Consider the following 24646-nt stretch of genomic DNA (forward strand, 5'->3'; position numbering starts at 1 on the left):
GGGTTCGTCGGCAGCGTCAGATGTGTATAAGAGACAGGCACGGCGCGCATGCGCGCCGTGCTGCGTCGCGTCGTGCAGGTCGAGGCGGAGCTCGACGAGCGCGTGCTGGCGGGCGGCAGGGTCACGCTCGACATCGACAGGCACACGGTCGCCGTCGACGGGGCGGAGATCAACATGCCGCTGAAGGAGTTCGAGCTGCTCGAGGTGCTCATGCGCAACGCGGGCCGGGTGCTCACGCGCGGTCAGCTCATCGACCGCGTCTGGGGCAGCGACTACTTCGGCGACACGAAGACCCTGGATGTGCACATCAAGCGCATCCGCTCGCGCATCGAGCAGAACCCGGGCGACCCGGTCATGCTCGTCACCGTGCGCGGCCTCGGCTATCGCTTCGAAGGCTGATCCGCCGAGGAACGCAGAAGAGGTCGGCTCCGAACGGAACCGACCTCTTCTCTGTCGCGGCTGTCGCCGCGGGAGTCAGGATGCGGCGTCGAGGGGCTCCGCGGCCGGCACGAGGTCTGCGTACTGGGGCAGCGAGCCGTCGAGCACGGGCACCTGTGCCGGGGTGGCCTCGCCGTCGCCGGAGACGATGAGCACCTCCACGGTCGCGCCGGGCTTGACGTCGAGGTTCTCGATGCGCAGCGGCATCTTGTCGGCGCCGAGGCTGACGAGGTCCTCGCCGGGCACGCGCAGGGTGAGCTGCTCGCCCGCCACGTCGATGTCGACCGTGCTGGTCTTCGAGCCCTCGTTGATGAACGCCCCGACGAGGTTGCCCACTTCGCCGTCCTCGGTGGTGACCACGAAGACGTTGCGCGCGACGACGTCGCCGCCGGTTTCGTCGAAGGGCACGCCATCGGATGCGGGGTAGGGGTTCGTGGTCGCCTGGTGCGTGATGAAGGTGCATCCGGTCGTGCCGAGCGCGAGCGCCGAGCCCAGGGCGATGACGGCGACGAGACGCGGAGCGATGGACGCAGCAGAGCGCGAGTTCACGGATCCTCCTGAGGTGCGACGGGTGTCCTGCATAAGTGTAGTGGGTCGGGCGTGCGCGGCGACGACCGGACCCGCTCTCGATCCGGCCGGCGCGAACCTTACTGCATAACGGCTGTGGTATGCTGGAGATTGCCGAAAGGACACGTTTTTATGCTTTTTGAGGTTGGCGAAACCGTCGTCTATCCGCACCACGGAGCCGCGACGATCATCGAGGTCAAGGACCGCGTGATCAAGGGGGAGACCAAGAAGTACCTGAAGCTCAACGTCACGCAGGGTGATCTCATCATCGAGGTTCCTGCCGAGAATGTCGACCTGGTCGGCGTTCGCGACGTGATCGGCAAGGAGGGTCTCGAGAACGTCTTCGAGGTGCTGCGCGCCCCGTTCACGGAAGAGCCCACCAACTGGTCGCGCCGCTACAAGGCGAACCTGGAGAAGCTCGCCTCCGGTGACGTGATCAAGGTGAGCGAGGTCGTGCGCGACCTGTGGCGCCGCGATCAGGACCGCGGTCTCTCCGCGGGCGAGAAGCGCATGCTCGCCAAGGCCCGTCAGATCCTCGTGTCGGAGCTCGCTCTGGCCGAGAAGATCGACGAGGACAAGGCCGGCGCCCTGCTCGACGAGGTGCTCGCCTCCTGACCGGTGCGTCGACGACTGGAGTTCGAAGAGGGCGGATGCTGAGGCATCCGCCCTCTTCGCGTCTGCGGTGCGCGATAGCGTGAGAAGGTGACTGCGCTCCCGACCTCCACCACAGCGATCATCGTCGTCGCCGCCGGCTCCGGCACCAGGCTCGGCGCCGGAGCGCCCAAGGCGCTCGTCGACATCGACGGCCGCACCGTGCTGCGGCACGCGCTGGACGGCGTCTTCGCCGCGGCCCCGATGCAGGTCGTCGTCGTGGCCCCGGCCGGTTTCGAGCAGGCAGCTGCCGACGCGCTGCTCGACGCGGATCGGGATCGTGGCCGGCGGGCATCCGTCGTCGTCGGCGGCGAGACACGCCAGGAGTCGGTGGCAGCGGGCCTCGCGGCCCTCCACCCCGAGATCGAGGTGGTACTCGTGCACGACGCCGCCCGTGCGCTCACCCCCGCCTCCCAGATCGACGCCGTCGCTGGGGCGGTGACTTCGGAGGTCGGGGTCATCCCGGCCCTCCCCGTGGTCGACACGCTCAAGCAGGTGTCGGGCGGCGAGGTCGTCGGCCCCGTCGACCGATCGCTGCTCGCAGCCGCACAGACCCCGCAGGGCTTCCCTCGTCAGCCGCTCCTGGCCGCCTACGAGCGCGCCGCCCGGGCGGGGGACGAGCACACCGACGACGCGGCGCTGTTCGCGGCGGCAGGCGGAACCGTACGCAGCATCCCGGGATCCGAGCGCGCGTTCAAGATCACCACCCCGGCGGATCTGGAGCGCGCGCGGATGCTCGTGGGAGGGCCGACGCCGGTCGCGCCCGTGCTGCCCCGCATCGGCGTCGGCACCGATGTGCACGCGTTCGGCGGCGACGGGAACCTGTGGCTGGCGGGGCTCGAATGGCCCGGCGAGCAGCCGCTGTCCGGTCACTCCGACGGGGATGCCGTGGCGCACGCCATGGTCGACGCGCTGCTCGGTGCGGCCGGACTCGGCGACATCGGCCAGCACTTCGGCACCGCCCGGCCGGAGTACGCCGGTGCGCACGCCGACTTCTTCCTCGCCCGCACCGCGGCGATGCTCGCCGAGGCCGGTTTCGCGATCGGCAACGTGTCGGTGCAGTTCCAGGGCAACAGGCCGCGGTTCAGCGCCCGCCGTCCCGAGGCCGAGCGGGTGCTCTCGTCAGCTCTGGGCGGTGCCACGGTCACCGTCTCGGCGACCACCACCGACGGGCTCGGGTTCCCGGGGCGCGGCGAGGGCATCTCCGTGACCGCGGTGGCGCTCGTGCACCGGATCTGACGGCGGGCCCACGCCCAGGTGCGCGACGCGTCGCCCCGGTAGTCTTGTGCAGTGACGATCCGCCTGTACGACACTCGCGCGCAGCAGCTGCGCGACTTCGCCCCGCTCGATGCCTCGAACGTGACGATGTACGTCTGCGGTCCCACCGTGCAGTCCGGCCCGCACATCGGGCACGTGCGCGCCGCTCTGAGCTTCGACCTGCTGCGTCGCTGGCTCGAGCACCGATACGGGCGGGTGACGTTCGTGCGCAACGTCACCGACATCGATGACAAGGTGCTCGCCAACGCGACCGAGACCGAGCCGTGGTGGGCGCTCGCGTACCGCATGGAGCAGGAGTTCTCGCAGGCGTATTCCGCCGTCGGCATCCTGCCGCCCACCTACGAGCCGCGCGCGACGGGGTTCATCCCGCAGATGCACGACCTGATCGCCGCCCTCATCGGGCGCGGTCACGCCTACGCCGCAGCGGACGACTCGGGCGACGTCTACTTCGACGTGCGCTCGTGGCCCGAATACGGCTCACTCACCCGTCAGTCGGTGGACGCGATGGAGGCGGCGGCGGACGCCGACCCGCGCGGCAAGCGGAACCCGCAGGACTTCGCGCTGTGGAAGGGCGCGAAGAGCGACGAGCAGCCGGATGCCGTATGGGATTCGCCGTGGGGCCCAGGCCGGCCCGGCTGGCACATCGAGTGCTCGGCGATGTCGAGGCGCTACCTGGGCGCGGAGTTCGACATCCATGGCGGGGGACTGGACCTGCGCTTCCCGCATCACGAGAACGAGCTCGCGCAGTCGACCGCCGCCGGCGACGCGTTCGCGCGGTACTGGGTGCACAACGGCCTCGTCACGGTGGGCGGTCAGAAGATGTCGAAGTCACTGGGCAACTTCACCCTCGCCGCCGACGTGCTCGCAGCTCATCACCCGCTCGTGGTGCGCTACGCGCTCGCCGCCGCGCACTATCGTTCGAGCCTGGATCTGACCGAGTCGTCGTTCGCGGAAGCCGAGGCCGCCCTCGGGCGCATCCGGTCGTTCCTCGAGCGCGCCGCGCGACGGCCCGCCGGGCTCGCGACGGCGGAACCGCCGTCGACGGGAGCGGAGCCGAGCTCCGCCCTGCCGGCCGCCTTCGCGGCCGCGATGGACGACGACCTCGGCGTCCCGCAGGCGCTCGCCGTGCTGCACGAGACCGTGCGGGCGGGCAACAGCATGCTCGATGCCGGCCGCGGCGCCGACGCGCAGCTCGCGGCGCTGCAGGTGCGCGAGATGGCGGGCATCCTCGGCGTCGACCCGCTCGCACGAGAGTGGGACACCGACACCACGGACCGGGCCGAGGCATCCGCCCTGGACACGCTCGTGAAGACGATGATCACCCAGCGCGCGCAGGCGCGCGCGGAGAAGGACTGGGCCTCGGCCGATCGCATCCGTGATGCGATCGCCGCGGCAGGAATCACTCTGGAGGACACTCCGGACGGAACGCATTGGAGTATCGATGGCTAAGCCTGGCCGCCCCGGAGCGGGCAACAGCAAGAAGAAGGGTGCCACCAAGGGCACCGGCGGTCTCGGCCGCAAGGCGCTCGAGGGTCGTGGTCCCACGCCCAAGGCCGAGGACCGCAGCTGGCACGTCGCCGGCAAGCGCAAGGCCGCCCAGGAGCGCTTCGCCGCCGCCGGCGGCAAGGGCAAGGCGGGCGGGCAGAAGCCGCAGAGCCGTGACATGAACCGTCAGTCGCGCAGCAAGGCGACCGATGACACCGAGACCGTCACCGGTCGCAACTCGGTGCTCGAGGCCCTGCGGACGAAGATCCCCGCGACGACGTTCTACATCGCCCAGCGCGTCGAGATGGACGATCGCGTCAAGGAGATGCTCTCGATCGCGCGGAACCGCGAGATCCCCGTGCTCGAGGTCACCCGCCAGGAGCTCGACCGCATGGCCGGGTTCGACGGAGTGCACCAGGGCGTCGCACTGAAGGTGCCGCCGTACGAGTACGCGCACCCGCAGGATCTGCTCGAGCAGGTCATCGATCGCGGTGAGATGCCGCTGTTCGTGGCCCTCGACGGCATCACCGATCCGCGCAATCTCGGCGCGATCATCCGCTCCACCGCAGCGTTCGGCGGTCACGGCATCATCCTGCCGCAGCGCCGCTCGGCGAGCGTGAACAGCGCGGCGTGGAAGACCAGCGCCGGGGCGGCTGCACGCCTGCCCGTCGCTCTGGCCGCGAACCTCACCACGCTGCTGAAGGAGTTCAAGAAGCAGGGCGTGTTCGTGCTCGGTCTCGACGGCGGGGGAGATGTCGCGCTTCCCGCGCTGGAGCTCGCCGATCGTCCCGTCGTGATCGTGGTCGGCTCGGAGGGCAAGGGACTCTCGCGCCTGGTCACCGAGACCTGCGATCAGATCGTGTCGATCCCGATCTCGTCGGCGACCGAGTCGCTGAACGCCGGCATCGCGGCGTCCGTCGCGCTGTACCAGGTGTCGACCGTCCGAGCCGCCGCGGAATAGGACGCGCACCCGCGCGACTTGTACTCGGTGAACCCGTTCGAGCATCGGAAGGAACACGGATGTCCCGCATCGTCGTCATCGGAGGAACCGGCTACGCCGGATCGCACATCGCCCGCGAGGCGGTGAGCCGAGGGCACGAGGTGACGGTGGTCTCCCGTCAGGCGCCGGACGCCCCGCTCGACGGCGCGCAGTACGTGCAGGGCTCGGTGCTCGACCTCGACGCCCTCGGGGATGTCTTCGACGGTGCTGACGCCGTCGTCTCTGCGCTCTCACCGCGCGGCGATATGGAGAACGAGGTCATCGGGGCGCTGCGGGGCCTGATCAAGAGGCTCGCCGGCACCCCGAGCCGCCTCGGCGTCGTCGGCGGAGCAGGCGGCAGCCTGGTCGCCCCGGGCGGACCGCGCCTGTTCGACCAGGGCTTCCCCGAGGAGTACAAGCACGAGGCGCAGGTGGGCATCGACTCGCTCGAGCTGCTGCAGCAGACCGATGACCTGGAGTGGTTCTTCATCCATCCCGCCGAGGTGTTCGGTCCCTGGGTAGAAGGCGAGCGCACCGGCCGCTACCGGGACGGCGGCGACGTGCTGGTTCGGGATGCCGACGGGAACTCCACCATCTCGGGCGCGGACTTCGCGATCGCCGTCGTCGACGAGATCGAGCAGCCCAAGCATCGCAACGACCGCTTCGCGGTCGGCTACTAGCGCTAGACGAGGTCGCGCCAGTCGATCGCGGCGGTGTCGTCTGACACCTCGACCGAACCGGTTTCGACCGGAACGCTCAACGATTCGGTGGGCGGTCCCATGATGGTCGCTTCGTCGCGACGGTGCCGCAGCACGTCGTTGATGTAGCTCGTGAGCACCTCGGCGAGCGGCACCGACCGCGACTGCGCCTGCGACAGGTACCAGCGGTGCTCGAGCACCTGGTGATACACCTCGGCGGGCTCGAGCTTGGCGCGCAGGTCGTAGGGGATGGCGCGCACGACCGGCTCGAACACGCGGGTCAGCCATTCGTGCGCGTACATCTCCTCTTCGGTCCATGCCTTGGTCGAGCGCACCCGGAACTCGTCGAGGTCGTTGAGCAGCCGACGGGCCTGGTTCTCCTCCACGTCGAGACCGGTGAGGCGGATCAGCCGTCGCTGATGGTGCCCGGCGTCGACGACCTTCGGCTGGATGCGCACGGTCGTGCCGTCGGCGGTGGTCTCCATCGACATCTCGTCGATGTCGAAGCCGAGTGCATTGAGCTTCTCGACGCGCTCGGTGATGCGCCAGGTCTCCCCGGTCGAGAACGTCTCCTCGTCGGTGAGCGCCGCCCACAGCGACCGATACGACGAGACAATGCCGTCGGCGATCTCGAGAGCATCCACACCGCGCTCCAGACGGCCGCCGGCGGCGAGGTCCATGATCTCTCCGGCGATGTTCGTGCGCGCGAGGTCGAGGTCGTATGCGCGCTGACCGTCGGTCAGTCCCTCCTCGTGCAGTTCACCTGTCTCGGCATCCACCAGATATGCGGCGAACGCGCCGGCGTCGCGCCGGAACAGGGTGTTCGACAGGGAGACGTCTCCCCAGTAGAACCCCACGTTGTGCAGCCGCACGAGCAGCAGGGCGAGCGCGTCGACCAGGCGGGTGGCCGTGTCCGGACGCAGCACCTGGGTGAACAGCGCGCGATAGGGCATCGAGAAGCGCAGATGCGAGGTGACGAGCGCGGCGGGCAGCGCCCTGCCGTCATCATCCGTGCGTCCGGCGATCACCGCGACCCGGCTGACACAGGGCACATCGAGGCGGCCGAGGTTGCCGAGCATGTCGTACTCGCGCTGCGCCATCTCCGCCGTGGTCTCCTTGACCGCGACGACGCGTCCCGACAGATCCGCGAAGCGCACGAGGTGGCGTGAGAGCCCCTTCGGCAGCGACACGATGTGCTCGGACGGCCACTTGCCGAGCGGGGTCGACCACGGCAGGCTCAGCAGCCCCGGATCGATCGAGCTGGCGGTGATGCGCAGCGACTCCTGCATGTTTCCTCCGGAAAACACCGCGGCGCGGGAGACCGACAGGTCTGCCCGCGCCGCGTGTGCTGATTCGTCAGGCCGAGACGACCGGCTTGTCGTTGAGGCGCTCGCCCGACTCGATGTCGAACGCGTGCACGTGGCCGGCGTTGGCCGCCAGCGTGACCGTCTCGCCGGCGTTGGGGTGGCTGCGGCCGTCCACGCGGGCGACGATGTCGGTGCGCTTGCCGTTGATCTCGGTGTGGCCGTACAGGTAGCCGTCGGCGCCGAGCTCCTCGACGAGGTCGACGACGACCGAGAGGCCCTTCCCGTCGGCGGGACCGACGGTGATGTCCTCCGGGCGCACACCCACGGTGACCTGGCTGCCGGTGGCGCGCCCGACGGTGTCGCGGTCGAGCGGCACGATCTCGGTGCCGAAGCGCACGCCGCCCTCGGCGAGGTCAGCCGAGAACAGGTTCATCGCCGGCGAGCCGATGAAGCCGGCCACGAAGACGTTGTTCGGACGCTCGTACAGGTCGCGCGGGGTGCCGACCTGCTGCAGGATGCCGTCCTTGAGCACCGCGATGCGGTCGCCCATCGTCAGGGCCTCGGTCTGGTCGTGCGTGACGTAGACCGTGGTGACGCCGAGCCGGCGCTGCAGCGAGGCGATCTGGGTGCGCGTCTGCACGCGCAGCTTGGCGTCGAGGTTCGACAGCGGCTCGTCCATGAGGAACACCTGCGGTTGGCGCACGATCGCGCGGCCCATGGCGACGCGCTGACGCTGACCACCCGAGAGGGCCTTCGGCTTGCGGTTCAGGTACTCCTCGAGGTCGAGGAGCTTGGCGGCCTCGAGCACGCGGCTCGCGCGCTCCTCCTTGCCGATGCCGGCGATCTTCAGCGCGAAGCCCATGTTCTCGGCCACGGTCATGTGCGGGTACAGCGCGTAGTTCTGGAAGACCATCGCGATGTCGCGGTCCTTCGGCGGCACGTCGGTGACGTCGCGGTCGCCGATCAGGATGCGGCCGCCGTTGACCTCTTCGAGGCCGGCGAGCATGCGCAGCGATGTCGACTTTCCGCAGCCGGACGGGCCGACGAGGACGAGGAACTCGCCGTCGGCGATCTCGATGTTCAGCTTGTCGACCGCGGGGCGAGTGCCGCCGGGGTACAGGCGGGTGGCGTCGTCGAACGTAACGGTGGCCATGGTTTCTCCTTCACCGGCAGGTACGTGCCGGACGATCCGTTGTGATGGAAGCGGCGGACGCTGCCCGCCGTGACCCGCCATCGGGTCGGGATCAGTATGGCACGACCGAGCGCGTCTGGGTATTTCTCAGGCTGCCTGGTTAGCATCGAACCCGGCGCCGCAGTCTCCGCGGCCGCGGGATCACCCTTCCCACCCGATCTTCAAGAGGAACGATGTCGAGCGACGAAACGCCGAACGTCCCCGTCGCTCGCCATTCGCGCGAAGCGGTGCGGGAGAAGGCACAGTTGGTGCACGCCCAGCAGTCTCGGGCACGACTGATGCGGCGGCTCATCATCGGTCTCGTCGCGATCCTCGCGGTCGGCTCGATCGGCGCCGCCGTGGCCTACGCCGTCAGCTCGTCGATCTCGAAGCCGCAGCTCAGCCCCAGCGGGATGTCCGACGACGGCGTCACGGTGACCGAGGTCTCTGCGGCGCCGTCCGCACCGGGAGCGACACCGGCGCCGACGGAGAGCGCGGCGGAGACGGGTGAGAGCGCGACCCCGGCACCGGATCCGTCCGCCACCGCGGGAGCCAAGCCCACCGAGATCCACATCTACGTCGACTATCTCTCGGCGGGAGCTGCGGAGTTCGAGCGTGCGAACGCGCGTCAGCTCGCCGGCTGGATCTCGGAGGGGGCCGTCACCGTGACCTACCACCCGGTCGCCCTGCTCACCGCCAGCTCCAACGGGACGAAGTACTCGCTGCGTGCGGCCGCCGCGGCCGCGTGCGTCGCCAGCTACGCGCCGAACAGCTTCTACGACTACAACCACGAGCTGCTCACCGGTCAGCCGGAGCCTGACAGCGACGGTCGCAGCGACGCCGATCTGGCTGACCTGGCTGTCGCGGTCGGTGTGTCGGATGCCAAGAAGGTGCGCTCGTGCATCGAGAAGCAGGATTTCGTGTCGTGGGCGAAGGCCGCCACCGATCGGGCTCTCGAGGGCCCGCTGCCGGGCACCGACGACATGAAGCTGAACAACGAGGCGCTGATCCTCGTCGGCGGCAAGTCCTATGTCGGGGCTCTGAACGACCCCGCCGAGTTCTCGCAGTTCGTGCTCACCATCGCGAGCGACGAGTACTTCGGCGCCACGAAGCCGACCCCGACCCCCACCCCGACCACGACGCCCGCCTCCTGATCTGCTCGACAGCGCGGGCGACCCGCCTGCCGTCGCTATGCTGGATGGCGGCTCGCCGACTTGGCGCAATTGGTAGCGCACCGTACTTGTAATACGGGGGTTACGGGTTCGAGTCCCGTAGTCGGCTCCACACACGAGGCACGTGCACCCGCGAGGGGCGCGTGCCTCGTCCGCATCAGAAGAGGGTCTGCGCGCCCCTGTCGTCGCCGCGCGGCACGGCGGCTACGCGCTCGTCGAGACCGGCGGCCGCGAGCAGCGCCTCGTCGATGAGCTCGCGGGTGGGGTCGCCATGCAGCCAGTCGTCGGCGAACGCCGTGGGGATCAGCACCGGCATCCGGTCGTGGATGTCCGCCAGGTGCGGGGGAGCGGGACGCATCACGATCGAGTAGCAGGTCACCCCGTCGCCGTCAGGGGTGCGGCCGCGCTGGGTAACCGCGGCCATCGAGAACAGCACTCCCCGGCCCAGACCGAACTCGTGCCAGATCCGCTCGGGCTTCTGCATCTCGTACCAGCCTGTCGCCGGGACGAGGCCGCGCGTACGCAGCGCACCTGGTCGGTCCTGCAGGCGCTCGGAGCGGGTGTTGATCGACGGGAACCTCGCCGGCTGTCCATCGACGAGGAATCCCCACCAGGCGGCTTCGAGGGCGGCCGCGCCGTCGGTCGCGGTGACCACGGGATTCAGGTTCCGCAGGTTCCTCCCCGTCGGTCGCAGAGTCTCGCCCGCGTTGTGCTGCGCCCACGAGCGCAGTCCGTCGAGCACGGCCTCGTCGGCGTCGGCCAGCACCTCGGCATCGGTGAAACGGGGATCCAGTCCGTAGCTCGCGCACATGCCCACAGAGTATCGGCGAGCGGCGACGCGGTGCAGACCCCCGCGCGAGCGACGAGCTGAGCCCGGCCCGGTAGTCTGAAGCGAGTGACGCCCCCTCGCCCGCTGCCCGCCTGGATCGCCCTCGGCGGCGCTGTCGCGATCGGCTCGATGACCGCCATCCAGGCCCGGATCAACGGCGTCCTCGGCGTGCGCATCGACGACGGCATCGTCGCCGGTCTCATCTCCTTCGCGGTGGGGCTCGGTCTCCTCGTCGTGGTGGTGCTCGCGCTGCCATCCGGGCGAGCGGGCCTCGGGCGGCTGCTGACGGGCATCCGCTCCCGCACCATCCCGTTCTGGATGCTTCTCGGCGGCACGTGCGGTGCTCTGACCGTCACCACGCAGGGACTCGTCGCCGGTGTGCTGGGAGTGTCGCTGTTCACCGTCGGCGTGGTGGCGGGCCAGACGCTGCACGGCCTGCTGCTGGACCGCATCGGCGTCGGCCCCTCGGGGATCGTCGCCGTCACGCCGGGGCGCGTGATCGGCGGTGCGCTCGCGCTCGCCGCCGTCGGCATATCGCTGGGCGGAGACGTGCTCGCGACCGCGCCGCTGTGGTTGCTGCTGCTCCCGTTCGCGGCCGGTGCGGGCATCGCGTGGCAGGCTGCGGCGAACGGTCGCCTCGCCCGCCGGGTCGCGTCGCCCCTCACAGCCACGCTGATGAGCTTCGTCGCCGGCACCGTGGTGCTGCTGGCGGGTGCCGCGGTCAGCGTCTCGACCAGGGGGATGCCTGGCGCGCTCCCGGCCGAGCCGTGGCTGTACCTGGGCGGCCTGCTCGGCTTCGCCTACATCCTGCTCGGCGCCTGGCTGGTGCCGTACACCGGCGTGCTGCTGCTCGGGCTCGGCAGCGTGCTCGGACAGCTGGTGACGTCGGTGGTGATCGATGTCGTCTGGCCGGTCGACCGCGGCCCGGCGACGTGGCAGCTCGCCGCGATGATCGTGGTCGCGGCGGCATCGGTGGTCGCCGCCGTGCCACGGCGGCGCTGAGTCAGCGCGATTCGCGCTTCGACGCCCTGTCCTTCTTCTTCTTCTTCGGAGCGCTGGCCTTCTTCAGGGCATCGCCCTTCGCCGGGGCGTCGTCCTTCGTCGATGCCGCCGGCATGGCCCCGAGCAGGGCGTCGGCGTCCACCGGCTTACGACGACCGGGCTGCTTGCCGTCGGGCTTGCCGCCGACGTAGAGCCAGCCCAGCAGCTCTTCGTTCTTCTTCAGGCCGTGCGCCTCGGCGACGGCCTTCGTGCGGGTCAGACCGCCGGTGCGCCAGATGACGCCCCACCCCGCCTCGTCCAGCAGAAGGCTGAGGGTGTGCGCGACGCCCGAGGCCACCGCCTCCTGCTCCCAGCGCGGCACCTTGTCGCTTTTGCGGTACGAGGCGACGACGGCGAGCAGCAGCGGGGCGCGCATCGGCTTCGTGGAGGGCTTGTCGTCTCCGTCGGCCTTCGCCAGTGCGGCGCCCAGCGTCAGGCGGTCATCGCCGCGCAGCTCGATCAGCCGCCAGGGGCGCAGCGACGAGTGGTCCGCCACGCGCCCTGCCGCTTCGACCAGCGGCAGCAGCTGCTCGCGGGTCGGGGCATCATCGGTCACGCGCGACCACGACGCTCGGCGCCGGACGGCGTCGAGCGCGCTCACGAGGGGTCGGGGGTGAACGACAGCGCCACGGAGTTCATGCAGTAGCGGTCGCCGGTGGGGGTTCCGAACCCGTCGGGGAAGACGTGGCCGAGGTGCGACCCGCACGCCGCGCAGCGCACCTCGGTGCGCACCATGCCGAGCGAGGTGTCCTCGATGAGCTCCACGGCCTCGGGGCGCACCGACTCGTAGAAGCTCGGCCACCCGCAGCCCGAGTCGAACTTCGTGCCGCTGCGGAACAGCTCCGCATCGCACGCGCCGCAGGTGTAGAGCCCGGCGCGCTCCTCATCGAGCAGCTCTCCCGTCCAGGGGCGTTCCGTCGCCGCTGTGCGCAGCACCGCGTACTGATCGTCGCCGAGCTCGGCGCGCCACTCTGCATCCGTCTTGTTCACGCTGTAACCCATGCATCCATTCTCTCGCTTCTGCGACCCGCGCGGGCCGTGGGGTGCTCGACCGGCGCGGGCTGAACGCTGGGACAATGGCGGAATGACGGATGCTGTCGCCGAGCGCTACGACCGGTTCGCCCGCGCGGAGGCGCCAGGACGCAGCGACGTGTACGTCGAGTGGGCAACGGGGGTCGCGACGGATGCCGCCGTGCAGGGCGTGCTCGAGCGGCTGACGCCGCAGCAGCGGCAGCCTCCGCTGGTGTTCGCCGTGTCGCGACTGCTCGGTGCGCCCGTGGGCGGCTACCGGCCATGGCGCGACTTCGTGCTCGCGCACGCCGACGAACTGGTGACGGAATGCGCGCGTCGCGGCGTGCAGATCAACGAGCCGCTCCGGCTGGCCGCGCTGCTGCCGGCGCTGAGCCTGATCGAAGGGCCGATCGCGCTGCTCGAGCTGGGCGCCGCGGCGGGCCTGTGCCTGTATCCCGACCGGTACTCGTTCCGGATCGACGGCGCGGACGGCCGCGCCCGACGTCTCCTCGACCCGTCGGACGGGCCGTCGGCCGTGCGCCTGCGCAGCGCCGTGTCGGGCGGGCTGCCCGAGCTGCGTGTGCCGGAGGTGACCTGGCGTGCGGGCATCGACCTCGACCCGATCGACGTGCGCTCGCCCGCCGATCGCACCTGGCTCGAGTCGCTCATCTGGCCGGGGGAGCACGAGCGCAGCGAGCGGATCGCCGCGGCCATGGCGATCGTCGCGGCCGACCCGCCGATGCTGCGCGCCGGCGACGCGGTCGAGCAGCTCGAGGCGGTGGTCGCCCAAGCTCCTGCGGGAGCGAAGCTGGTCATCACCACACCCGGCGTGCTCGTCTACCTGCCCCGACCGCGCCGTCTGGAGCTGATCGAGCGCATCCGCGCGCTGGACGCGCACTGGGTCACGATCGATCCCCCCGCGCTGCACGACGCCTGGCGGCCGGCGATCGATCCCGCCGCGTTCCGTGGCTTCGCGGTCGCTCTCGACGCACGCGTGGTCGCTGACGCCGACCCGCTCGGGCGCTGGTGGGAGTGGCATCCGCGGATCGGACCGGATGCCGCGTAGCCTGAGCGCATGCTCGGTGGACTATCCGATCGCGATCGGGCGATTCTGACGCTGGAAGCGGCCTGGCCGCGCCACGGCGGCATGAAGGAGGAGACCATCCGCGCGCAGCTGGGCATGAGTCCGGCGCGCTACTACCAGCTCCTCGGTCGGCTGATCGAGACGGAGGCGGCGCTGGAGTTCGACCCGCTGCTCGTGCGCCGACTGCGCCGGCTGCGTGACTCGCGGGCGGTGCAGCGCACCGCGCGCATGCGAGGTTTCGTCGGCTGACGACGCCGTCCTGCAGGCCCCTGCGGCGCGCTCCGCTCCGTGTGGACTCTCGGCGACCGCCCGCTAGCATCGAGGGGTGCAGAAGCTCTCCCGCGATCGATTCGACGACGTTCCGCGCGCCACCGGACGCGTCGGCGCGCACCGCGCCGAGCAGCCGGGGATGAACGGTCTCGTCGTGCTGCTGTGGTCGGCCGCCGTCGCGCTCGTGCTCATCGTCTGCGGGATCTTCGTGTCGCTGGTGATGATGGATCGCATCTCGCTGTTCGGCGGAGACGAGGCGGCCCCGGTGGCGACCCAGCCCGGTGTCGTCGCCCAGGTCGACACGTCGTATCGCGTGCTGATCCTCAACGCCACGTCGGAGAAGGGGCGGGTCGCGGAGGTGCGCGAGAAGCTGCTCGCCGAGGGATGGTCGACCGACGACGTGTTCGGTAGCGACGGCGCGTCGCAGGAGTTCTCGAAGACCACCGTGTTCTACGTCGAGGATGCCGACGAGGGGGCCGCCCTCGGACTCGCCGACGTGCTGGGCGGAGTCGATGTGCAGCAGAGCGATTTCTACGCCGCGATGAACGACTCCGAGCGACCGCAGCTCACGGTCGTGATCGGCGTGGATGAGGCGACGTCCGACCCCGCCGCGGAGACGCCCGCGCCCTGACGCGCGGTCCGTCCGTCCGGACGCGCAGCTTGCACTCTCATGGGTCGAGTGCCAGACTGGTGTTAGCACTCGAACAGTTGGAGTGCTAATACCCCATCGCCTACGTCCGGGAGGGACGAAAGACTCATGGCAAAGATCATCGCTTTCGATGAGGAGGCCCGTCGTGGCCTCGAGCGCGGCCTGAACACCCTGGCCGACGCCGTCAAGGTGACCCTCGGCCCGCGTGGTCGCAACGTCGTGCTCGAGAAGAAGTGGGGCGCTCCCACGATCACGAACGACGGCGTGTCGATCGCCAAGGAGATCGAGCTCGACGACCCGTACGAGAAGATCGGTGCGGAGCTCGTCAAGGAGGTCGCCAAGAAGACCGACGACGTCGCCGGTGACGGAACCACCACCGCGACCGTCCTCGCTCAGGCCCTGGTCCGCGAGGGTCTGCGCAACGTCGCAGCCGGCGCCGACCCCATCTCACTCAAGCGCGGCATCGAGAAGGCCGTCGCCGCCATCACCGAGGACCTGCTGAAGAGCGCCAAGGAGATCGAGTCCAAGGAGCAGATCGCCGCCACCGCGTCGATCTCGGCCGCTGACCCCGCCATCGGCGAGCTCATCGCCGAGGCCATCGACAAGGTCGGCAAGGAGGGCGTCGTCACCGTCGAGGAGTCGCAGACCTTCGGCACCGAGCTCGAGCTCACCGAGGGCATGCGCTTCGACAAGGGCTACCTGAACCCCTACTTCGTGACGGACCCGGAGCGCCAGGAGGCTGTCTTCGAGGACCCGTACATCCTCATCGCCAACCAGAAGATCGGCAACATCAAGGACCTGCTGCCGGTCGTCGACAAGGTGATCCAGGACGGCAAGGAGCTCGTCATCATCGCCGAGGACGTCGAGGGCGAGGCTCTCGCGACGCTCGTGCTCAACAAGATCCGCGGCATCTTCAAGTCGGTGGCCGTCAAGGCGCCCGGCTTCGGTGACCGTCGCAAGGCCCAGCTGCAGGACATCGCGATCCTGACCGGCGGCCAGGTCATCACCGAAGAGGTCGGCCTCAAGCTCGAGAACACCACGCTCGACCTGCTCGGCCGTGCACGCAAGGTCATCGTCACCAAGGACGAGACCACGATCGTCGAGGGTGCGGGCGAGCAGTCCGCCATCGAGGGCCGCGTCACCCAGATCCGTCGCGAGATCGAGAACACCGACAGCGACTACGACCGTGAGAAGCTGCAGGAGCGCCTCGCGAAGCTGGCCGGTGGCGTCGCCGTCATCAAGGCGGGCGCCGCGACCGAGGTCGAGCTCAAGGAGCGCAAGCACCGCATCGAGGACGCCGTCCGTAACGCGAAGGCCGCCGTCGAGGAGGGCATCGTCGCCGGTGGTGGCGTCGCGCTGCTGCAGTCGGCCAAGGTGCTCGACACCCTCGACCTCGAGGGCGACGAGGCGACCGGTGCGAACATCGTCCGCGTCGCGACCGGCGCTCCGCTGAAGCAGATCGCGATCAACGCCGGCCTCGAGCCGGGCGTCGTGTCGCACAAGGTCTCCGAGCTCCCCGCCGGCCACGGTCTGAACGCGGCCACCGGAGAGTACGGCGACATGTTCGCACAGGGCATCATCGACCCGGCCAAGGTCACCCGCTCGGCGCTGCAGAACGCGGCGTCGATCGCCGGCCTGTTCCTGACCACCGAGGTCGTCGTCGCCGACAAGCCCGAGAAGGCTCCGGCCATGCCGGCTGACCCGTCGGGCGGCATGGACTTCTGATCCCGAGGATCTGAAGCACTGTTTCGAATGCCCCCTGCCTCCGGCAGGGGGCATTCTGCGTGCGTGGACTAGGCCTGCATCAGCGGAACAGGCTCGCCGAGTACTGGTCGGCGTCGGCATACTGCGCCGCAGCCGAGCCGAGCGCTCCGCTGATCGATCCCAGCACCTGCTCGACGTGCATCTGCGCTCCGCGCCACTGCTCGCTGCACTGCTGGAACGCGGCGGCCGCGGTGCCGGTCCACGACGACTGCAGCTGGTTCAGCTGCGCCATGAGCGCGGCTGACTCGCTCTGCAGCCGTTCCATGGTCGCGTATGCGGCGCCGTTGGCGGCCTGGACGGCGTCGGTGTCGACGGTGAAGACGGACATGGGGTCTCCTCTCGATGGGGTTTCGAGACTAGGAGGATGCCCGATGCGCCACGGCGCCGCTGCTCGGCATCCGTGCACAAGTCACCGTGGGGCGCGGATGTGCAGGGCGGTTCATGCTCAGCGGTCCAGGCGCTCGATCGGCTGCGTCTCCTCCAGCAGATGCGCGGGAGTGGACCGGCTCGGGGCGAGCGGCAGCGCGACGATGAACGTCGCTCCGCCGCCCGGAGTCTCCTCGACCGAGACCGAGCCGTGCAGCGATTCGATGATCGACGCGACGATCGCGAGCCCCAGGCCCGACCCGCCGGTCTCCCTCGCACGTGAGGTGTCGGCCCGCCAGAACCGCTCGAAGATCTGCTCGCGGATCTGCGGCGGGATGCCCTCGCCGTGGTCGACGATCGAGATGGTGCCCACGCCCCGGCGTCGATCGGCCCCCACGACGAGCTCGATCGGGCTGTCGCTGGGCGAGAACCGGCGCGCGTTGCCGAGCAGGTTCGTGATCACCTGCCGCACCTTGTTGTCCTCCCCGAGGACGATGGGGGGCGTGCGCACCGGGGCATCGGTCGCCTCGGTGAAGTCGATCTCGGGAACGGGCGCCGCCGTCTTCGGACGTCGCCGCAGGCGGGCCAGCGGGTTCGCCGGACGCGGCGTCCCGACGCTCGTCGGCGGCGCGGTCGGCGCGCTGATCGGCGCCTTCGCATGCAGCCGAGGCGCCGGGAGTTCGTCGGCCGTGGTGTCGATGACGGTGATCGTGCGTCCGGGGGCGGTCACCCGCAGGTCCAGGGCCGCATCCCGGGCGATGGGCCGCAGGTCGAGCGGCTCGATCTGCAGTTCCCTGGAGCGCTCCTCGTCGAGGCGCGCGAGGGCCAGGAGATCCTCGACGAGCACGCCCATGCGGATCGCCTCCTTCTCGATGCGCTCCATCGCCCGCGCGGTGTCCTCCTCGCCGGTGATCGCCCCCATCCGGTACAGCTCGGCATAGCCGCGCACGCTCACCAGCGGGGTGCGCAGCTCGTGACTGGCGTCGCCGATGAATCGCCGCATGTTCTGCACGGTGCGGTCGCGCTGCGCGAGGGAGCGGTCGACGCGATCGAGCATGGTGTTGATGGCCGAGTTGAGCCGGCCCACCTCGGTGGTCGGCTCGAGGTCGGTGAGGCGCTGGCTGAAATCGCCGGCGGCGATCGCCATGGCCGTCGACTCGACGTGTCCCAGCCGGCGGAAGGTCAGGGTCACGAGTCCGCGGGTGAGCAGCGCGGCGAGCAGGATGGTGACCAGGGCGACCGTGGTGTACACCGCGACGTAGGTGGCCACGATGCGGTCGGCCTCGTCGAGCGGCAGGGCGACGATCTGCACGTAGGTGAGGCCCTGAGGCTCCTGCGCCGACTGCGCAGAGGCGACCGCGCTGTACGTCTCGCCGTCGTCGCCGTTCAGGGTGATCACCTGGTCGCCCTGCGCGACGGTGTCCTGCAGGGTGAAGACCTCGGGGAACTCGGGGCGAGGGCCGGATGCCTGACCGCCGGCCTCGGCCACGAACTCGCCGTTCGCCGTGTAGAACGCGACCATGAACTCGGTGGGGCGCGGTGCGACCTCGGTCGGTTCGAACAGCAGCCCGCCGCCGTCGGCCGACACGTCGAAGAAGCGCTCCGCCTGACCCGTGGTGGCGAGCGCCGGCAGCTGCGAGTCGATGTTGTTGACCATCGCGCCGCGCAGGATGGGCACCGTGCCGATGCCGGCGATCATCAGACCGAGGGCGAGCACGGCCACGGTGACGCCGGTGACCTTCGCGCGCAGGCTGATCCGCCGCCACCACCTGGTGACGGAGTCGGGCTCGCCTGCCATGACGGTCTCGGACCGGGGTCCGCTACGCGGACTTGCCGACCTTGAGCATGTAGCCGAAGCCGCGCTTGGTCTGGATCACCGATTCCTCGGTGTGCGGGTCGATCTTGCGGCGCAGGTACGAGATGTAGCTCTCCACGATGCCCGCGTCGCCATTGAAGTCGTACTCCCACACGTGGTCGAGGATCTGCGCCTTCGACAGCACGCGGTTCGGGTTGAGCATGAGGTACTTCAGCAGCTTGAACTCGGTGGGGCTGAGCTCGATCGGCACCTTGCCGACGAAGACGTCGTGGGTGTCCTGGTCCATCGACAGCTCACCGGCGCGGATCAACGACTCCTCGTCGGTCTGCATCGTGCGACGCAGGATCGCCTGCGCACGGGCGACGATCTCGTCGAGCGCGAAGGGCTTGGTGACGTAGTCGTCGCCGCCCGAGTTCAGGCCCTCGATCTTGTCCTGCGTGTCATCCTTGGCGGTGAGGAAGAGGATGGGCGCGGTGAAGCCCGCGCCGCGCAGGCGCTTGGTGACGCTGAAGCCGTTCATGTCGGGCAGCATCACGTCGAGGATGATGAGGTCGGGCTCCTCCTCGAGGACGGCCGAGATGGTGGCCGCCCCGTTGGCCACCGTCCGCACCGTGAACCCGGCGAAGCTGAGACCTCGGGAGAGCAGGTCGCGGATGTTCGGCTCGTCGTCGACGACCAGGATTCGCGCATCAGTCATGCCCCCATTATGGTGACTTCGCCCCTGCATGCGCTGATTGTGTTCGGCGCGGGGGTCAGGAGGCCAGGGCCGCGTCCACCGCGACGGCGCCACGTCGTCGACCGGCGCGGTCGGGCCGACCGTGATGCTCGCGGTGTTCGGTCGTCAGGACGGACCGTTCGCCGAGCAGACGGTCCGCCGCATCTGTCGTGGCTCCGATCGGTACGCCGACCGCTTCGACCTCGCTTTCGTCGACGGCGCCGCGCACTTCATCGTCGACGATGCGCCGGACGCCGTCGCCGACCTCTGCCTCGACTGGTTCGCCCGCAACGCCGGCGCCGCCGCCCAGCGGGGGTAGCCTCGCCTGATGGACGACGTCGACGATGAACAGCGCGGCGACAGCGCCTGCTGGCTGTCGAAGGTGTGCCCCGAATGCGGGGCCCTGCTCGACGACCTTGCCGCGCCGTGCTGGCGCTGCGGCGTGAAGCCCGGCGCGGAGAGCCGCTGAGGTCGGTGCGGTGGCTCAGGCCGCCAGGTCCACGGCATCCATGATCGTGTAGCTGTACCCCTGCTCGGCGAGGAAGCGCTGCCGATTCTGCGCGTAGTCCTGGTCGACCGTGTCGCGAGCGATGAGGGTGTAGAAGCTGGCGGTGTGGTTCGACTGCTTGGGTCGCAGCAGCCGGCCCAGACGCTGCGCCTCCTCCTGCCGCGAGCCGAACGAGCCCGACACCTGGATCGCGACGGATGCCTCGGGAAGGTCGATCGAGAAGTTCGCGACCTTCGACACCACCAGCAGGGAGATCTCGCCCTCACGGAACTGCCGGTAGAGCTCCTCGCGCTCATCGATCGGAGTCGCGCCGGTGATCTGGGGCGCGTTCAGCGCCTGCGACAGGCTCTCGAGCTGATCCAGATACTGCCCGATGACCAGGATGCGCTCGCCGGGGTGCTTCGCTATCAGCTCGCGCACCGCGGTGATCTTCGCCGGGGCCGACGCCGCCAGTCGGTAGCGCTCGTCGTCGGTGGCGGCGGCGTACTCGAGCCGGTCGCTCGGCGGCAGGTCGACGCGGACCTCGTAGCAGGCCGCGGGGGAGATGAACCCCTGCGCCTCGATCTGCTTCCACGGCGCGTCGAACCGCTTCGGGCCGATCAGGCTGAACACATCACCCTCCCGGCCGTCCTCGCGCACGAGCGTCGCCGTCAGGCCGATGCGGCGGCGCGCCTGCAGGTCTGCGGTCAGCTTGAACACCGGGGCAGGCAGCAGATGAACCTCGTCGTACACGATGAGGCCCCAGTCCATCTCGTCGAGCAGCGAGAGGTGCGCGTACTGTCCCTTCCGCTTCGCCGTGAGGATCTGGTACGTCGCGATCGTGACCGGCTTGACCTCCTTGGCCTGACCGGAGTACTCGCCGATCTCCTCGGGAGTGAGCGAGGTGCGCTTGAGCAGCTCGTCGCGCCACTGCCGCGCGGAGACGGTGTTGGTCACCAGGATCAGCGTCGTCGTCCTGGTCGCGGCCATCGCCCCGGCGCCGACGATCGTCTTGCCCGCGCCGCACGGCAGCACGACCACGCCTGAGCCGTCCTTCGAGAACGCGTCGACCGCCTGACGCTGGTACGGCCGCATCGCCCAGCCGTCCTCGTCGAGATCGATCTCGTGCGGGGTGCCGGGGGTGTACCCGGCGAGGTCCTCGGCGGGCCAGCCGATCTTCAGCAGCTCCTGCTTGATCTGGCCCCGCGCCCAGGCGTCGATGACGTAGCTGTCGGGGGAGGGGTGCCCGATGAGCAGCGGCTGGATGCGCTTGTTGTTCGCCACCTGTGCGAGCACAGCGGGATCCGTGGAGCGCAGCACCAGCAGGCCCTCGTCGTCGCGCTCGATCACGAGCCGACCGTAGCGGTTCACCGTCTCGCGCAGGTCGACCGCCACCGACGGCGGCACGGGGAAGCGCGACCAGCGGTCGAGGGTCTCGAGCATGTCTTCGGCGGTGTGCCCGGCTGCGCGGGCGTTCCACAGCCCCAGTCGCGTGATGCGGTAGGTGTGGATGTGCTCGGGCGCTCGCTCCAGCTCGGCGAAGATCGCCAGCTCGTGGCGCGCGGATTCCGCGTCGGCGTGCGCGACCTCGAGCAGCACGGTGCGGTCGCTCTGGACGATCAGGGGGCCATCAGACATAGCAGACCAGTCTACCTGGCACCGACGCCGGGGGTCTGAACCCGGTCAGCTCTACGCCACCCGCACCGATACGATGCTGCGCACAGGGAGAGTGCGCTCGACATCCGCAGCCCGGTCCCTGCCGCGCAGGCGCCCGCCGCCGAGGCCCGACGCCTCGAGAGTGAGCTCGCGTCGCGAGCCGTCCGGCATCGCGACCTCGACGATCACGACCGTCTTCGCCCGCACGGCGGCCTCCAGCTCGCGGTCGAGCCACGCCGCATCCGCATCCGGACCCTGGTGTGAGCGCAGCCGAGCGATCAGGACGTCGTATCCGCTGTCGTCCTGCACGTCGGCGTCGGCGGTTCGAGCGCGCCTCGCGGCGACGCTGCGGCCCTCGCGGTCGACGAGGGTCGCCGGGTAGCGGGCGTCCGTCAGCGCCCAGGCGACCGCCTCGGCGCCGACCCGCGAGATCAGCGCGTCGTCCTCGCGGATCAGACCGAGCGGACGCAGGTTCCGATCGATCTCCATCGCCGCGAGCAGGTGCGCGTCTGCGCTCGTCACGACGGTGCCGCCCTCGGCATCCGGACGCACCCGGACGAGGCCGTGCCGCGCCGCCGTCTGCCGGACGAGGTACTCCAACGGCTGCGGAACGCCGGTCAGCGAGATCTCCTGCAGGAAGGCGAGGATGCCCTCCTCGGTGCCTCCCTCGACGAACGCGCGCGAGACCGACTCCGCGGTGAAGCGGTACGACGAGGCCTGCGCGGGATCGTGCTCTGTCATCGTGCGCAGGCGATTGTCCAGGGAGGGCTGCAGCGGTCCCGGGGCGATCGCGCTGAGATCGTTCTGCAGGAAGATCCGGTCGACCTCGGAGGGAAGCAGCGCCTGCAGCGCCGAACTGTCGAAGGGCTCACCGGTGTGCAGTGCGGCGCCCCACTCCGGCACCGTCCACCCCCCATCGGGCCCCCCGGCCAGCAGTCCGATCCGCCACGCCAGCTCGCGCAGGTGTGCGGCACGTGCCGGCCAGTGCGGATCCCAGGGGTGCAGCAGCGGCCAGTCGGATGCCGCGGCGCCGCGGATGCCCGAAGCCAGCGAGTGCGCGAAGTGAGAGGCCACGTGCGCCCAGCGCTCGGGGAAGGAGGCATCCAGCCAGCGCTGCGCGTCGGCGGTGAGGCGCAGCTCCCGCTCGACGGGCCGCGCGAGATCCGCGAGCTCGGCGAGGTCGCGCAGCTCGTCGAGGTCTCCGTCATCGACCAGTCGGCGCTTCTCCGTGGCGCTCAGCGCCCCCGTCGCCACCAGCGCCAGCGGCGTCGTGCGGGCGGCGAGCAGCAGCTCTGCCAGCCCGCCGATCGTCGCGAACGCGCGCTCCGCGGCGCGCGCCGAGTCGACGTCGGATGCCGGCGCGGAGGGCGCATCCTCGGCATCCGGGATCTCGGGCAGGTCCTGGACGAGCGTGCGCACCGGGGGCAGCATCCGTCCGTCGACATCGAGCAGCCCGAGCGCGGCATCACCGAGGCGGACGCGGTCATCCGGCGCTGCGGCGCGCAGCGCGCGCGCCTCGGCCCTGCTCAGACGCGCCAGGGCGCGCTCGATCAACGCGGGTTCGAGAAGCGCCTCGGCGGCGTCGAAGAAGTCGGTCCACCCGACGTCGGGGCGCACGGCCCGCTCACGCAGCACCCGCTCCAGCTGCGCGTCGCTCGCCGAGGCGAGCTGGTCAGCCAGCGGACGGGCGTGTGTGCTCATGGTCAGGATCCGGAACCCGCGCGTCCCCTGCGAGCCCAGCTGAGCACGAGCAGCGTGATGATCATCAGGAAGGCGATCGGCAGGCCGAACAGGGGCAGCCCGGCGACGAAGGGCCAGATGCCTCGCCCGAACGCGGACTGATCCATGCCGACGGCAGTGCCGATGATGATCGAGAAGAAGCAGATCACGGACACCGCAGCCAGGACGAGCGCGGTGAAGGCGAGGAGTCGCTCGAGCCGCCCGGTCTGCGGCGCGCTGGTGTCGTCATGCTTGGTCATCGCTCTCAGCGTATCCCCTGGCGGCACGAGGGGGCGGGTAGGCTGGAGGGGTCGCGCCGCCGCGCGACGTCTCCGCTCCGTGTTTCAGTGAGGTTCGCCCATGCCCACCGGCAAGGTCAGGTTCTACGACGACGAGAAGGGGTTCGGCTTCATCGCATCCGATGACGGCCAGGACGTCTTCCTGCACGCCTCTGCCCTTCCTGCGGGCGTCTCCGTGAAGAAGAACGCCCGCGTCGAATTCGGCCTTGCCGATGGTCGCCGAGGTCCGCAGGCGCTCTCGGTTCGGGTGCTGGACGCCCCGCCCAGCCTGGCGAAGGCCGCTCGCAAGCCCGCCGACGACATGGCCGTGATCGTCGAGGATCTCGTGCGGATGCTCGACGAGATGGGCGGCGATCTCCGCCGCGGCCGCTACCCCTCCGCCACCCGGAGCCGCACAGTCGCCGCTGTCCTGCGCAAGGTCGCTGATGACCTCGACGCCTGACGCCCTCGCCGAGACCGCGCGCGAGCTCGCGCTCGCGGCGCTGCACGAGATCACCCCGCCGACGACCGTGGGCCCCGCTGCCGGGTACTCGGTGGAGGAGAGCGGGGCGGTCTCGCTGCGCTTCCAGAACCGTCTGCCCGGATATCCGGGCTGGTTCTGGACGGTCACGGTCGCCCAGGTCGACGACTCCGAGCCGACGGTGCTGGAGGTCGAGCTGATGCCGGGCGACGGCGCGCTGCTCGCGCCCGACTGGGTGCCGTGGGCCGAGCGCCTCGCCGAGTACCGCGCGCACCAGGCCGAGCTCGCCGCGCAGACCGCCGACGCCCCCGTCGACGACTCGCACGAGGACGACGACTCCGAGGACGACGACTCCGATGACGAGCATCCCGAGGACGACTCGGACGAGGACGACTCGGACGAGGATGTCTCGCCGCGCCTGCACGCCGGCGATGTCGACGGTGTCGACATCGACGAGCTCGACGACTCCCTCGACGCAGACGCCTCCGAGGAGAGCGACGACGAGTCCGAAGACGACGAGTCCGAAGACGACGAGTCCGACGACGATGACGAGGACCCCGACGAGTCCGAGTGACCGACGCGGTCGCCGTGCCGAACGGGATCCCCTCGACCACGACGCCCCCTCTGATCCTATCGGATCAGAGGGGGCGTCGTGCACGGGTGTGGTGTGGCGAGCGAGCCGCTTTCAGCCTCGGTGTGCGCTGTCTCTTATACACATCTCCGAGCCCACGAGA

At 70.1% G+C, this 24646-nt stretch carries 27 protein-coding genes, 1 tRNA gene and 1 pseudogene; 17 read left to right on the plus strand and 12 right to left on the minus strand.

What is annotated here, in order from left to right; translation table 11 throughout:
- Positions 1 to 42 precede the first annotated feature (42 nt).
- Positions 43 to 399 (plus strand): annotated as a pseudogene (locus BFN01_RS00810) (winged helix-turn-helix domain-containing protein); the annotation flags it as partial.
- 75 nt (positions 400 to 474) lie between these two features.
- Here BFN01_RS00810 and BFN01_RS00815 read toward each other — a convergent pair.
- Positions 475 to 987, minus strand: a complete 513-nt coding sequence (locus BFN01_RS00815; RefSeq protein WP_083428563.1) for a hypothetical protein — start codon at positions 985 to 987, stop codon at positions 475 to 477.
- Positions 988 to 1137: 150 nt separating this feature from the next.
- On the opposite strand from BFN01_RS00815, the gene BFN01_RS00820 reads away from it, so the two are divergent.
- From BFN01_RS00820 to BFN01_RS00840, 5 genes are all read left to right on the plus strand, one after another.
- The gene (locus tag BFN01_RS00820) at positions 1138 to 1620 is read left to right on the plus strand and encodes a CarD family transcriptional regulator (protein WP_071640539.1); all 483 of its coding nucleotides are present in this window, start codon (positions 1138 to 1140) and stop codon (positions 1618 to 1620) included.
- A gap of 87 nt (positions 1621 to 1707) precedes the next feature.
- On the plus strand, positions 1708 to 2895 hold the full coding sequence (gene ispD, locus BFN01_RS00825; protein ID WP_071640540.1) for a 2-C-methyl-D-erythritol 4-phosphate cytidylyltransferase: 1188 nt from the start codon (positions 1708 to 1710) through the stop codon (positions 2893 to 2895).
- Positions 2896 to 2946: 51 nt separating this feature from the next.
- Complete coding sequence (cysS, locus tag BFN01_RS00830) at positions 2947 to 4383, plus strand: cysteine--tRNA ligase (protein ID WP_071640542.1); 1437 nt, start codon at positions 2947 to 2949, stop codon at positions 4381 to 4383.
- Complete coding sequence (rlmB, locus tag BFN01_RS00835; RefSeq protein ID WP_071640544.1) at positions 4376 to 5380, plus strand: 23S rRNA (guanosine(2251)-2'-O)-methyltransferase RlmB; 1005 nt, start codon at positions 4376 to 4378, stop codon at positions 5378 to 5380. The genes cysS and rlmB overlap by 8 nt, the downstream gene beginning before the upstream one ends.
- A 59-nt stretch (positions 5381 to 5439) precedes the next feature.
- Positions 5440 to 6078 carry an NAD(P)-dependent oxidoreductase gene (locus tag BFN01_RS00840; RefSeq protein WP_071640546.1) on the plus strand — a complete coding sequence of 213 codons (639 nt, stop codon included), beginning with the start codon at positions 5440 to 5442 and terminating at the stop codon, positions 6076 to 6078.
- Between the two features lie 2 nt (positions 6079 to 6080).
- Here BFN01_RS00840 and BFN01_RS00845 read toward each other — a convergent pair whose 3' ends face one another.
- Both BFN01_RS00845 and BFN01_RS00850 read right to left on the minus strand, forming a co-directional pair.
- Positions 6081 to 7385 carry a DUF4032 domain-containing protein gene (locus tag BFN01_RS00845; protein ID WP_071640548.1) on the minus strand — a complete coding sequence of 435 codons (1305 nt, stop codon included), beginning with the start codon at positions 7383 to 7385 and terminating at the stop codon, positions 6081 to 6083.
- 67 nt (positions 7386 to 7452) lie between these two features.
- A complete protein-coding gene (locus tag BFN01_RS00850) occupies positions 7453 to 8556 on the minus strand; it encodes an ABC transporter ATP-binding protein (protein WP_071640550.1) in 1104 nt (367 codons plus the stop codon).
- 212 nt (positions 8557 to 8768) lie between these two features.
- On the opposite strand from BFN01_RS00850, the gene BFN01_RS00855 reads away from it, so the two are divergent.
- Positions 8769 to 9728: a thioredoxin domain-containing protein gene (locus BFN01_RS00855; protein ID WP_071640552.1), complete on the plus strand. Its 960-nt coding sequence runs from the start codon at positions 8769 to 8771 to the stop codon at positions 9726 to 9728.
- Positions 9729 to 9782: 54 nt separating this feature from the next.
- Positions 9783 to 9858 (plus strand) — tRNA-Thr (locus BFN01_RS00860).
- Between the two features lie 45 nt (positions 9859 to 9903).
- Here the strand turns inward: BFN01_RS00860 and BFN01_RS00865 are convergent.
- On the minus strand, positions 9904 to 10557 hold the full coding sequence (locus BFN01_RS00865; RefSeq protein ID WP_071640585.1) for an SOS response-associated peptidase family protein: 654 nt from the start codon (positions 10555 to 10557) through the stop codon (positions 9904 to 9906).
- Between the two features lie 75 nt (positions 10558 to 10632).
- Here BFN01_RS00865 and BFN01_RS00870 point away from each other — a divergent pair, with 75 nt between their 5' ends.
- Positions 10633 to 11577, plus strand: coding sequence for a DMT family transporter (locus tag BFN01_RS00870; protein WP_225211359.1), 945 nt, complete (start codon positions 10633 to 10635; stop codon positions 11575 to 11577).
- A 1-nt stretch (position 11578) separates the two neighbouring features.
- On the opposite strand, the gene BFN01_RS00875 is transcribed toward BFN01_RS00870, so the two are convergent.
- Both BFN01_RS00875 and msrB read right to left on the minus strand, forming a co-directional pair.
- A complete protein-coding gene (locus BFN01_RS00875; RefSeq protein WP_083428564.1) occupies positions 11579 to 12217 on the minus strand; it encodes a nitroreductase family protein in 639 nt (212 codons plus the stop codon).
- On the minus strand, positions 12214 to 12618 hold the full coding sequence (gene msrB / locus BFN01_RS00880) for a peptide-methionine (R)-S-oxide reductase MsrB (RefSeq protein ID WP_071640554.1): 405 nt from the start codon (positions 12616 to 12618) through the stop codon (positions 12214 to 12216). Before msrB ends, BFN01_RS00875 begins: the two co-directional genes overlap by 4 nt.
- Before the next feature lie 82 nt (positions 12619 to 12700).
- Between msrB and BFN01_RS00885 the strand changes: the two genes are divergently transcribed.
- The 4 genes from BFN01_RS00885 to groL all read left to right on the plus strand — a co-directional run bounded on the left by BFN01_RS00885 (position 12701) and on the right by groL (position 16355).
- Positions 12701 to 13693, plus strand: a complete 993-nt coding sequence (locus tag BFN01_RS00885) for a DUF2332 domain-containing protein (protein WP_071640557.1) — start codon at positions 12701 to 12703, stop codon at positions 13691 to 13693.
- A 9-nt stretch (positions 13694 to 13702) separates the two neighbouring features.
- A complete protein-coding gene (locus BFN01_RS00890) occupies positions 13703 to 13960 on the plus strand; it encodes a DUF3263 domain-containing protein (protein ID WP_071640558.1) in 258 nt (85 codons plus the stop codon).
- 76 nt (positions 13961 to 14036) lie between these two features.
- Positions 14037 to 14612, plus strand: a complete 576-nt coding sequence (locus tag BFN01_RS00895) for a LytR C-terminal domain-containing protein (RefSeq protein ID WP_256220984.1) — start codon at positions 14037 to 14039, stop codon at positions 14610 to 14612.
- A 126-nt stretch (positions 14613 to 14738) separates the two neighbouring features.
- On the plus strand, positions 14739 to 16355 hold the full coding sequence (groL, locus tag BFN01_RS00900) for a chaperonin GroEL (RefSeq protein WP_071640560.1): 1617 nt from the start codon (positions 14739 to 14741) through the stop codon (positions 16353 to 16355).
- A 79-nt stretch (positions 16356 to 16434) separates the two neighbouring features.
- Here groL and BFN01_RS00905 read toward each other — a convergent pair whose 3' ends face one another.
- The 3 genes from BFN01_RS00905 to BFN01_RS00915 all read right to left on the minus strand — a co-directional run bounded on the left by BFN01_RS00905 (position 16435) and on the right by BFN01_RS00915 (position 19273).
- The gene (locus BFN01_RS00905; protein WP_071640562.1) at positions 16435 to 16722 is read right to left on the minus strand and encodes a WXG100 family type VII secretion target; all 288 of its coding nucleotides are present in this window, start codon (positions 16720 to 16722) and stop codon (positions 16435 to 16437) included.
- A gap of 117 nt (positions 16723 to 16839) precedes the next feature.
- A complete protein-coding gene (locus tag BFN01_RS00910; RefSeq protein WP_071640564.1) occupies positions 16840 to 18558 on the minus strand; it encodes a cell wall metabolism sensor histidine kinase WalK in 1719 nt (572 codons plus the stop codon).
- Positions 18559 to 18580: 22 nt separating this feature from the next.
- A complete protein-coding gene (locus BFN01_RS00915; protein ID WP_071640566.1) occupies positions 18581 to 19273 on the minus strand; it encodes a response regulator transcription factor in 693 nt (230 codons plus the stop codon).
- A gap of 37 nt (positions 19274 to 19310) precedes the next feature.
- Here BFN01_RS00915 and BFN01_RS00920 point away from each other — a divergent pair, with 37 nt between their 5' ends.
- Both BFN01_RS00920 and BFN01_RS15295 read left to right on the plus strand, forming a co-directional pair.
- The gene (locus BFN01_RS00920; protein ID WP_143187111.1) at positions 19311 to 19610 is read left to right on the plus strand and encodes a hypothetical protein; all 300 of its coding nucleotides are present in this window, start codon (positions 19311 to 19313) and stop codon (positions 19608 to 19610) included.
- Positions 19611 to 19619: 9 nt separating this feature from the next.
- Complete coding sequence (locus tag BFN01_RS15295) at positions 19620 to 19760, plus strand: hypothetical protein (RefSeq protein ID WP_177243770.1); 141 nt, start codon at positions 19620 to 19622, stop codon at positions 19758 to 19760.
- A gap of 15 nt (positions 19761 to 19775) precedes the next feature.
- On the opposite strand, the gene BFN01_RS00925 is transcribed toward BFN01_RS15295, so the two are convergent.
- From BFN01_RS00925 to BFN01_RS00935, 3 genes are read right to left on the minus strand one after another with little or no spacing between them, the layout of a single operon-like run.
- Positions 19776 to 21416 carry a DNA repair helicase XPB gene (locus BFN01_RS00925; RefSeq protein ID WP_071640570.1) on the minus strand — a complete coding sequence of 547 codons (1641 nt, stop codon included), beginning with the start codon at positions 21414 to 21416 and terminating at the stop codon, positions 19776 to 19778.
- Between the two features lie 51 nt (positions 21417 to 21467).
- Positions 21468 to 23135 (minus strand): helicase-associated domain-containing protein, encoded by a 1668-nt coding sequence (locus tag BFN01_RS00930; RefSeq protein ID WP_071640573.1) that lies wholly within the window; start codon positions 23133 to 23135, stop codon positions 21468 to 21470.
- 2 nt (positions 23136 to 23137) lie between these two features.
- Positions 23138 to 23413, minus strand: a complete 276-nt coding sequence (locus tag BFN01_RS00935; protein WP_071640578.1) for a multidrug ABC transporter ATPase — start codon at positions 23411 to 23413, stop codon at positions 23138 to 23140.
- 100 nt (positions 23414 to 23513) lie between these two features.
- Between BFN01_RS00935 and BFN01_RS00940 the strand changes: the two genes are divergently transcribed.
- Complete coding sequence (locus BFN01_RS00940) at positions 23514 to 23894, plus strand: cold-shock protein (protein ID WP_071640579.1); 381 nt, start codon at positions 23514 to 23516, stop codon at positions 23892 to 23894.
- Positions 23878 to 24486, plus strand: a complete 609-nt coding sequence (locus BFN01_RS00945; RefSeq protein WP_071640581.1) for a DUF3027 domain-containing protein — start codon at positions 23878 to 23880, stop codon at positions 24484 to 24486. Before BFN01_RS00940 ends, BFN01_RS00945 begins: the two co-directional genes overlap by 17 nt.
- The last annotated feature ends 160 nt before the right edge of the window (positions 24487 to 24646 follow it).

The organism is Microbacterium sp. AR7-10 (genome assembly GCF_001878835.1).
GTDB classification, from domain to species: domain Bacteria; phylum Actinomycetota; class Actinomycetes; order Actinomycetales; family Microbacteriaceae; genus Microbacterium; species Microbacterium commune.

Excerpts from the sequence above, each read along its gene's own strand:
- BFN01_RS00905 (WP_071640562.1), bottom strand. The coding sequence starts at position 16,722 with ATGTCCGTCTTCACCGTCGACACCGACGCCGTCCAGGCCGCCAACGGC.
- BFN01_RS00890 (WP_071640558.1), top strand. The coding sequence starts at position 13,703 with ATGCTCGGTGGACTATCCGATCGCGATCGGGCGATTCTGACGCTGGAA.
- BFN01_RS00885 (WP_071640557.1), top strand. The coding sequence starts at position 12,701 with ATGACGGATGCTGTCGCCGAGCGCTACGACCGGTTCGCCCGCGCGGAG.
- BFN01_RS00820 (WP_071640539.1), top strand. The coding sequence starts at position 1,138 with ATGCTTTTTGAGGTTGGCGAAACCGTCGTCTATCCGCACCACGGAGCC.
- rlmB (WP_071640544.1), top strand. The coding sequence starts at position 4,376 with ATGGCTAAGCCTGGCCGCCCCGGAGCGGGCAACAGCAAGAAGAAGGGT.
- groL (WP_071640560.1), top strand. The coding sequence starts at position 14,739 with ATGGCAAAGATCATCGCTTTCGATGAGGAGGCCCGTCGTGGCCTCGAG.
- BFN01_RS00850 (WP_071640550.1), bottom strand. The coding sequence starts at position 8,556 with ATGGCCACCGTTACGTTCGACGACGCCACCCGCCTGTACCCCGGCGGC.
- BFN01_RS00845 (WP_071640548.1), bottom strand. The coding sequence starts at position 7,385 with ATGCAGGAGTCGCTGCGCATCACCGCCAGCTCGATCGATCCGGGGCTG.
- BFN01_RS00915 (WP_071640566.1), bottom strand. The coding sequence starts at position 19,273 with ATGACTGATGCGCGAATCCTGGTCGTCGACGACGAGCCGAACATCCGC.
- BFN01_RS15295 (WP_177243770.1), top strand. The coding sequence starts at position 19,620 with ATGGACGACGTCGACGATGAACAGCGCGGCGACAGCGCCTGCTGGCTG.
- BFN01_RS00925 (WP_071640570.1), bottom strand. The coding sequence starts at position 21,416 with ATGTCTGATGGCCCCCTGATCGTCCAGAGCGACCGCACCGTGCTGCTC.
- msrB (WP_071640554.1), bottom strand. The coding sequence starts at position 12,618 with ATGGGTTACAGCGTGAACAAGACGGATGCAGAGTGGCGCGCCGAGCTC.
- BFN01_RS00930 (WP_071640573.1), bottom strand. The coding sequence starts at position 23,135 with ATGAGCACACACGCCCGTCCGCTGGCTGACCAGCTCGCCTCGGCGAGC.
- BFN01_RS00940 (WP_071640579.1), top strand. The coding sequence starts at position 23,514 with ATGCCCACCGGCAAGGTCAGGTTCTACGACGACGAGAAGGGGTTCGGC.
- BFN01_RS00935 (WP_071640578.1), bottom strand. The coding sequence starts at position 23,413 with ATGACCAAGCATGACGACACCAGCGCGCCGCAGACCGGGCGGCTCGAG.
- BFN01_RS00855 (WP_071640552.1), top strand. The coding sequence starts at position 8,769 with ATGTCGAGCGACGAAACGCCGAACGTCCCCGTCGCTCGCCATTCGCGC.
- BFN01_RS00865 (WP_071640585.1), bottom strand. The coding sequence starts at position 10,557 with ATGTGCGCGAGCTACGGACTGGATCCCCGTTTCACCGATGCCGAGGTG.
- BFN01_RS00840 (WP_071640546.1), top strand. The coding sequence starts at position 5,440 with ATGTCCCGCATCGTCGTCATCGGAGGAACCGGCTACGCCGGATCGCAC.
- BFN01_RS00945 (WP_071640581.1), top strand. The coding sequence starts at position 23,878 with ATGACCTCGACGCCTGACGCCCTCGCCGAGACCGCGCGCGAGCTCGCG.
- BFN01_RS00910 (WP_071640564.1), bottom strand. The coding sequence starts at position 18,558 with ATGGCAGGCGAGCCCGACTCCGTCACCAGGTGGTGGCGGCGGATCAGC.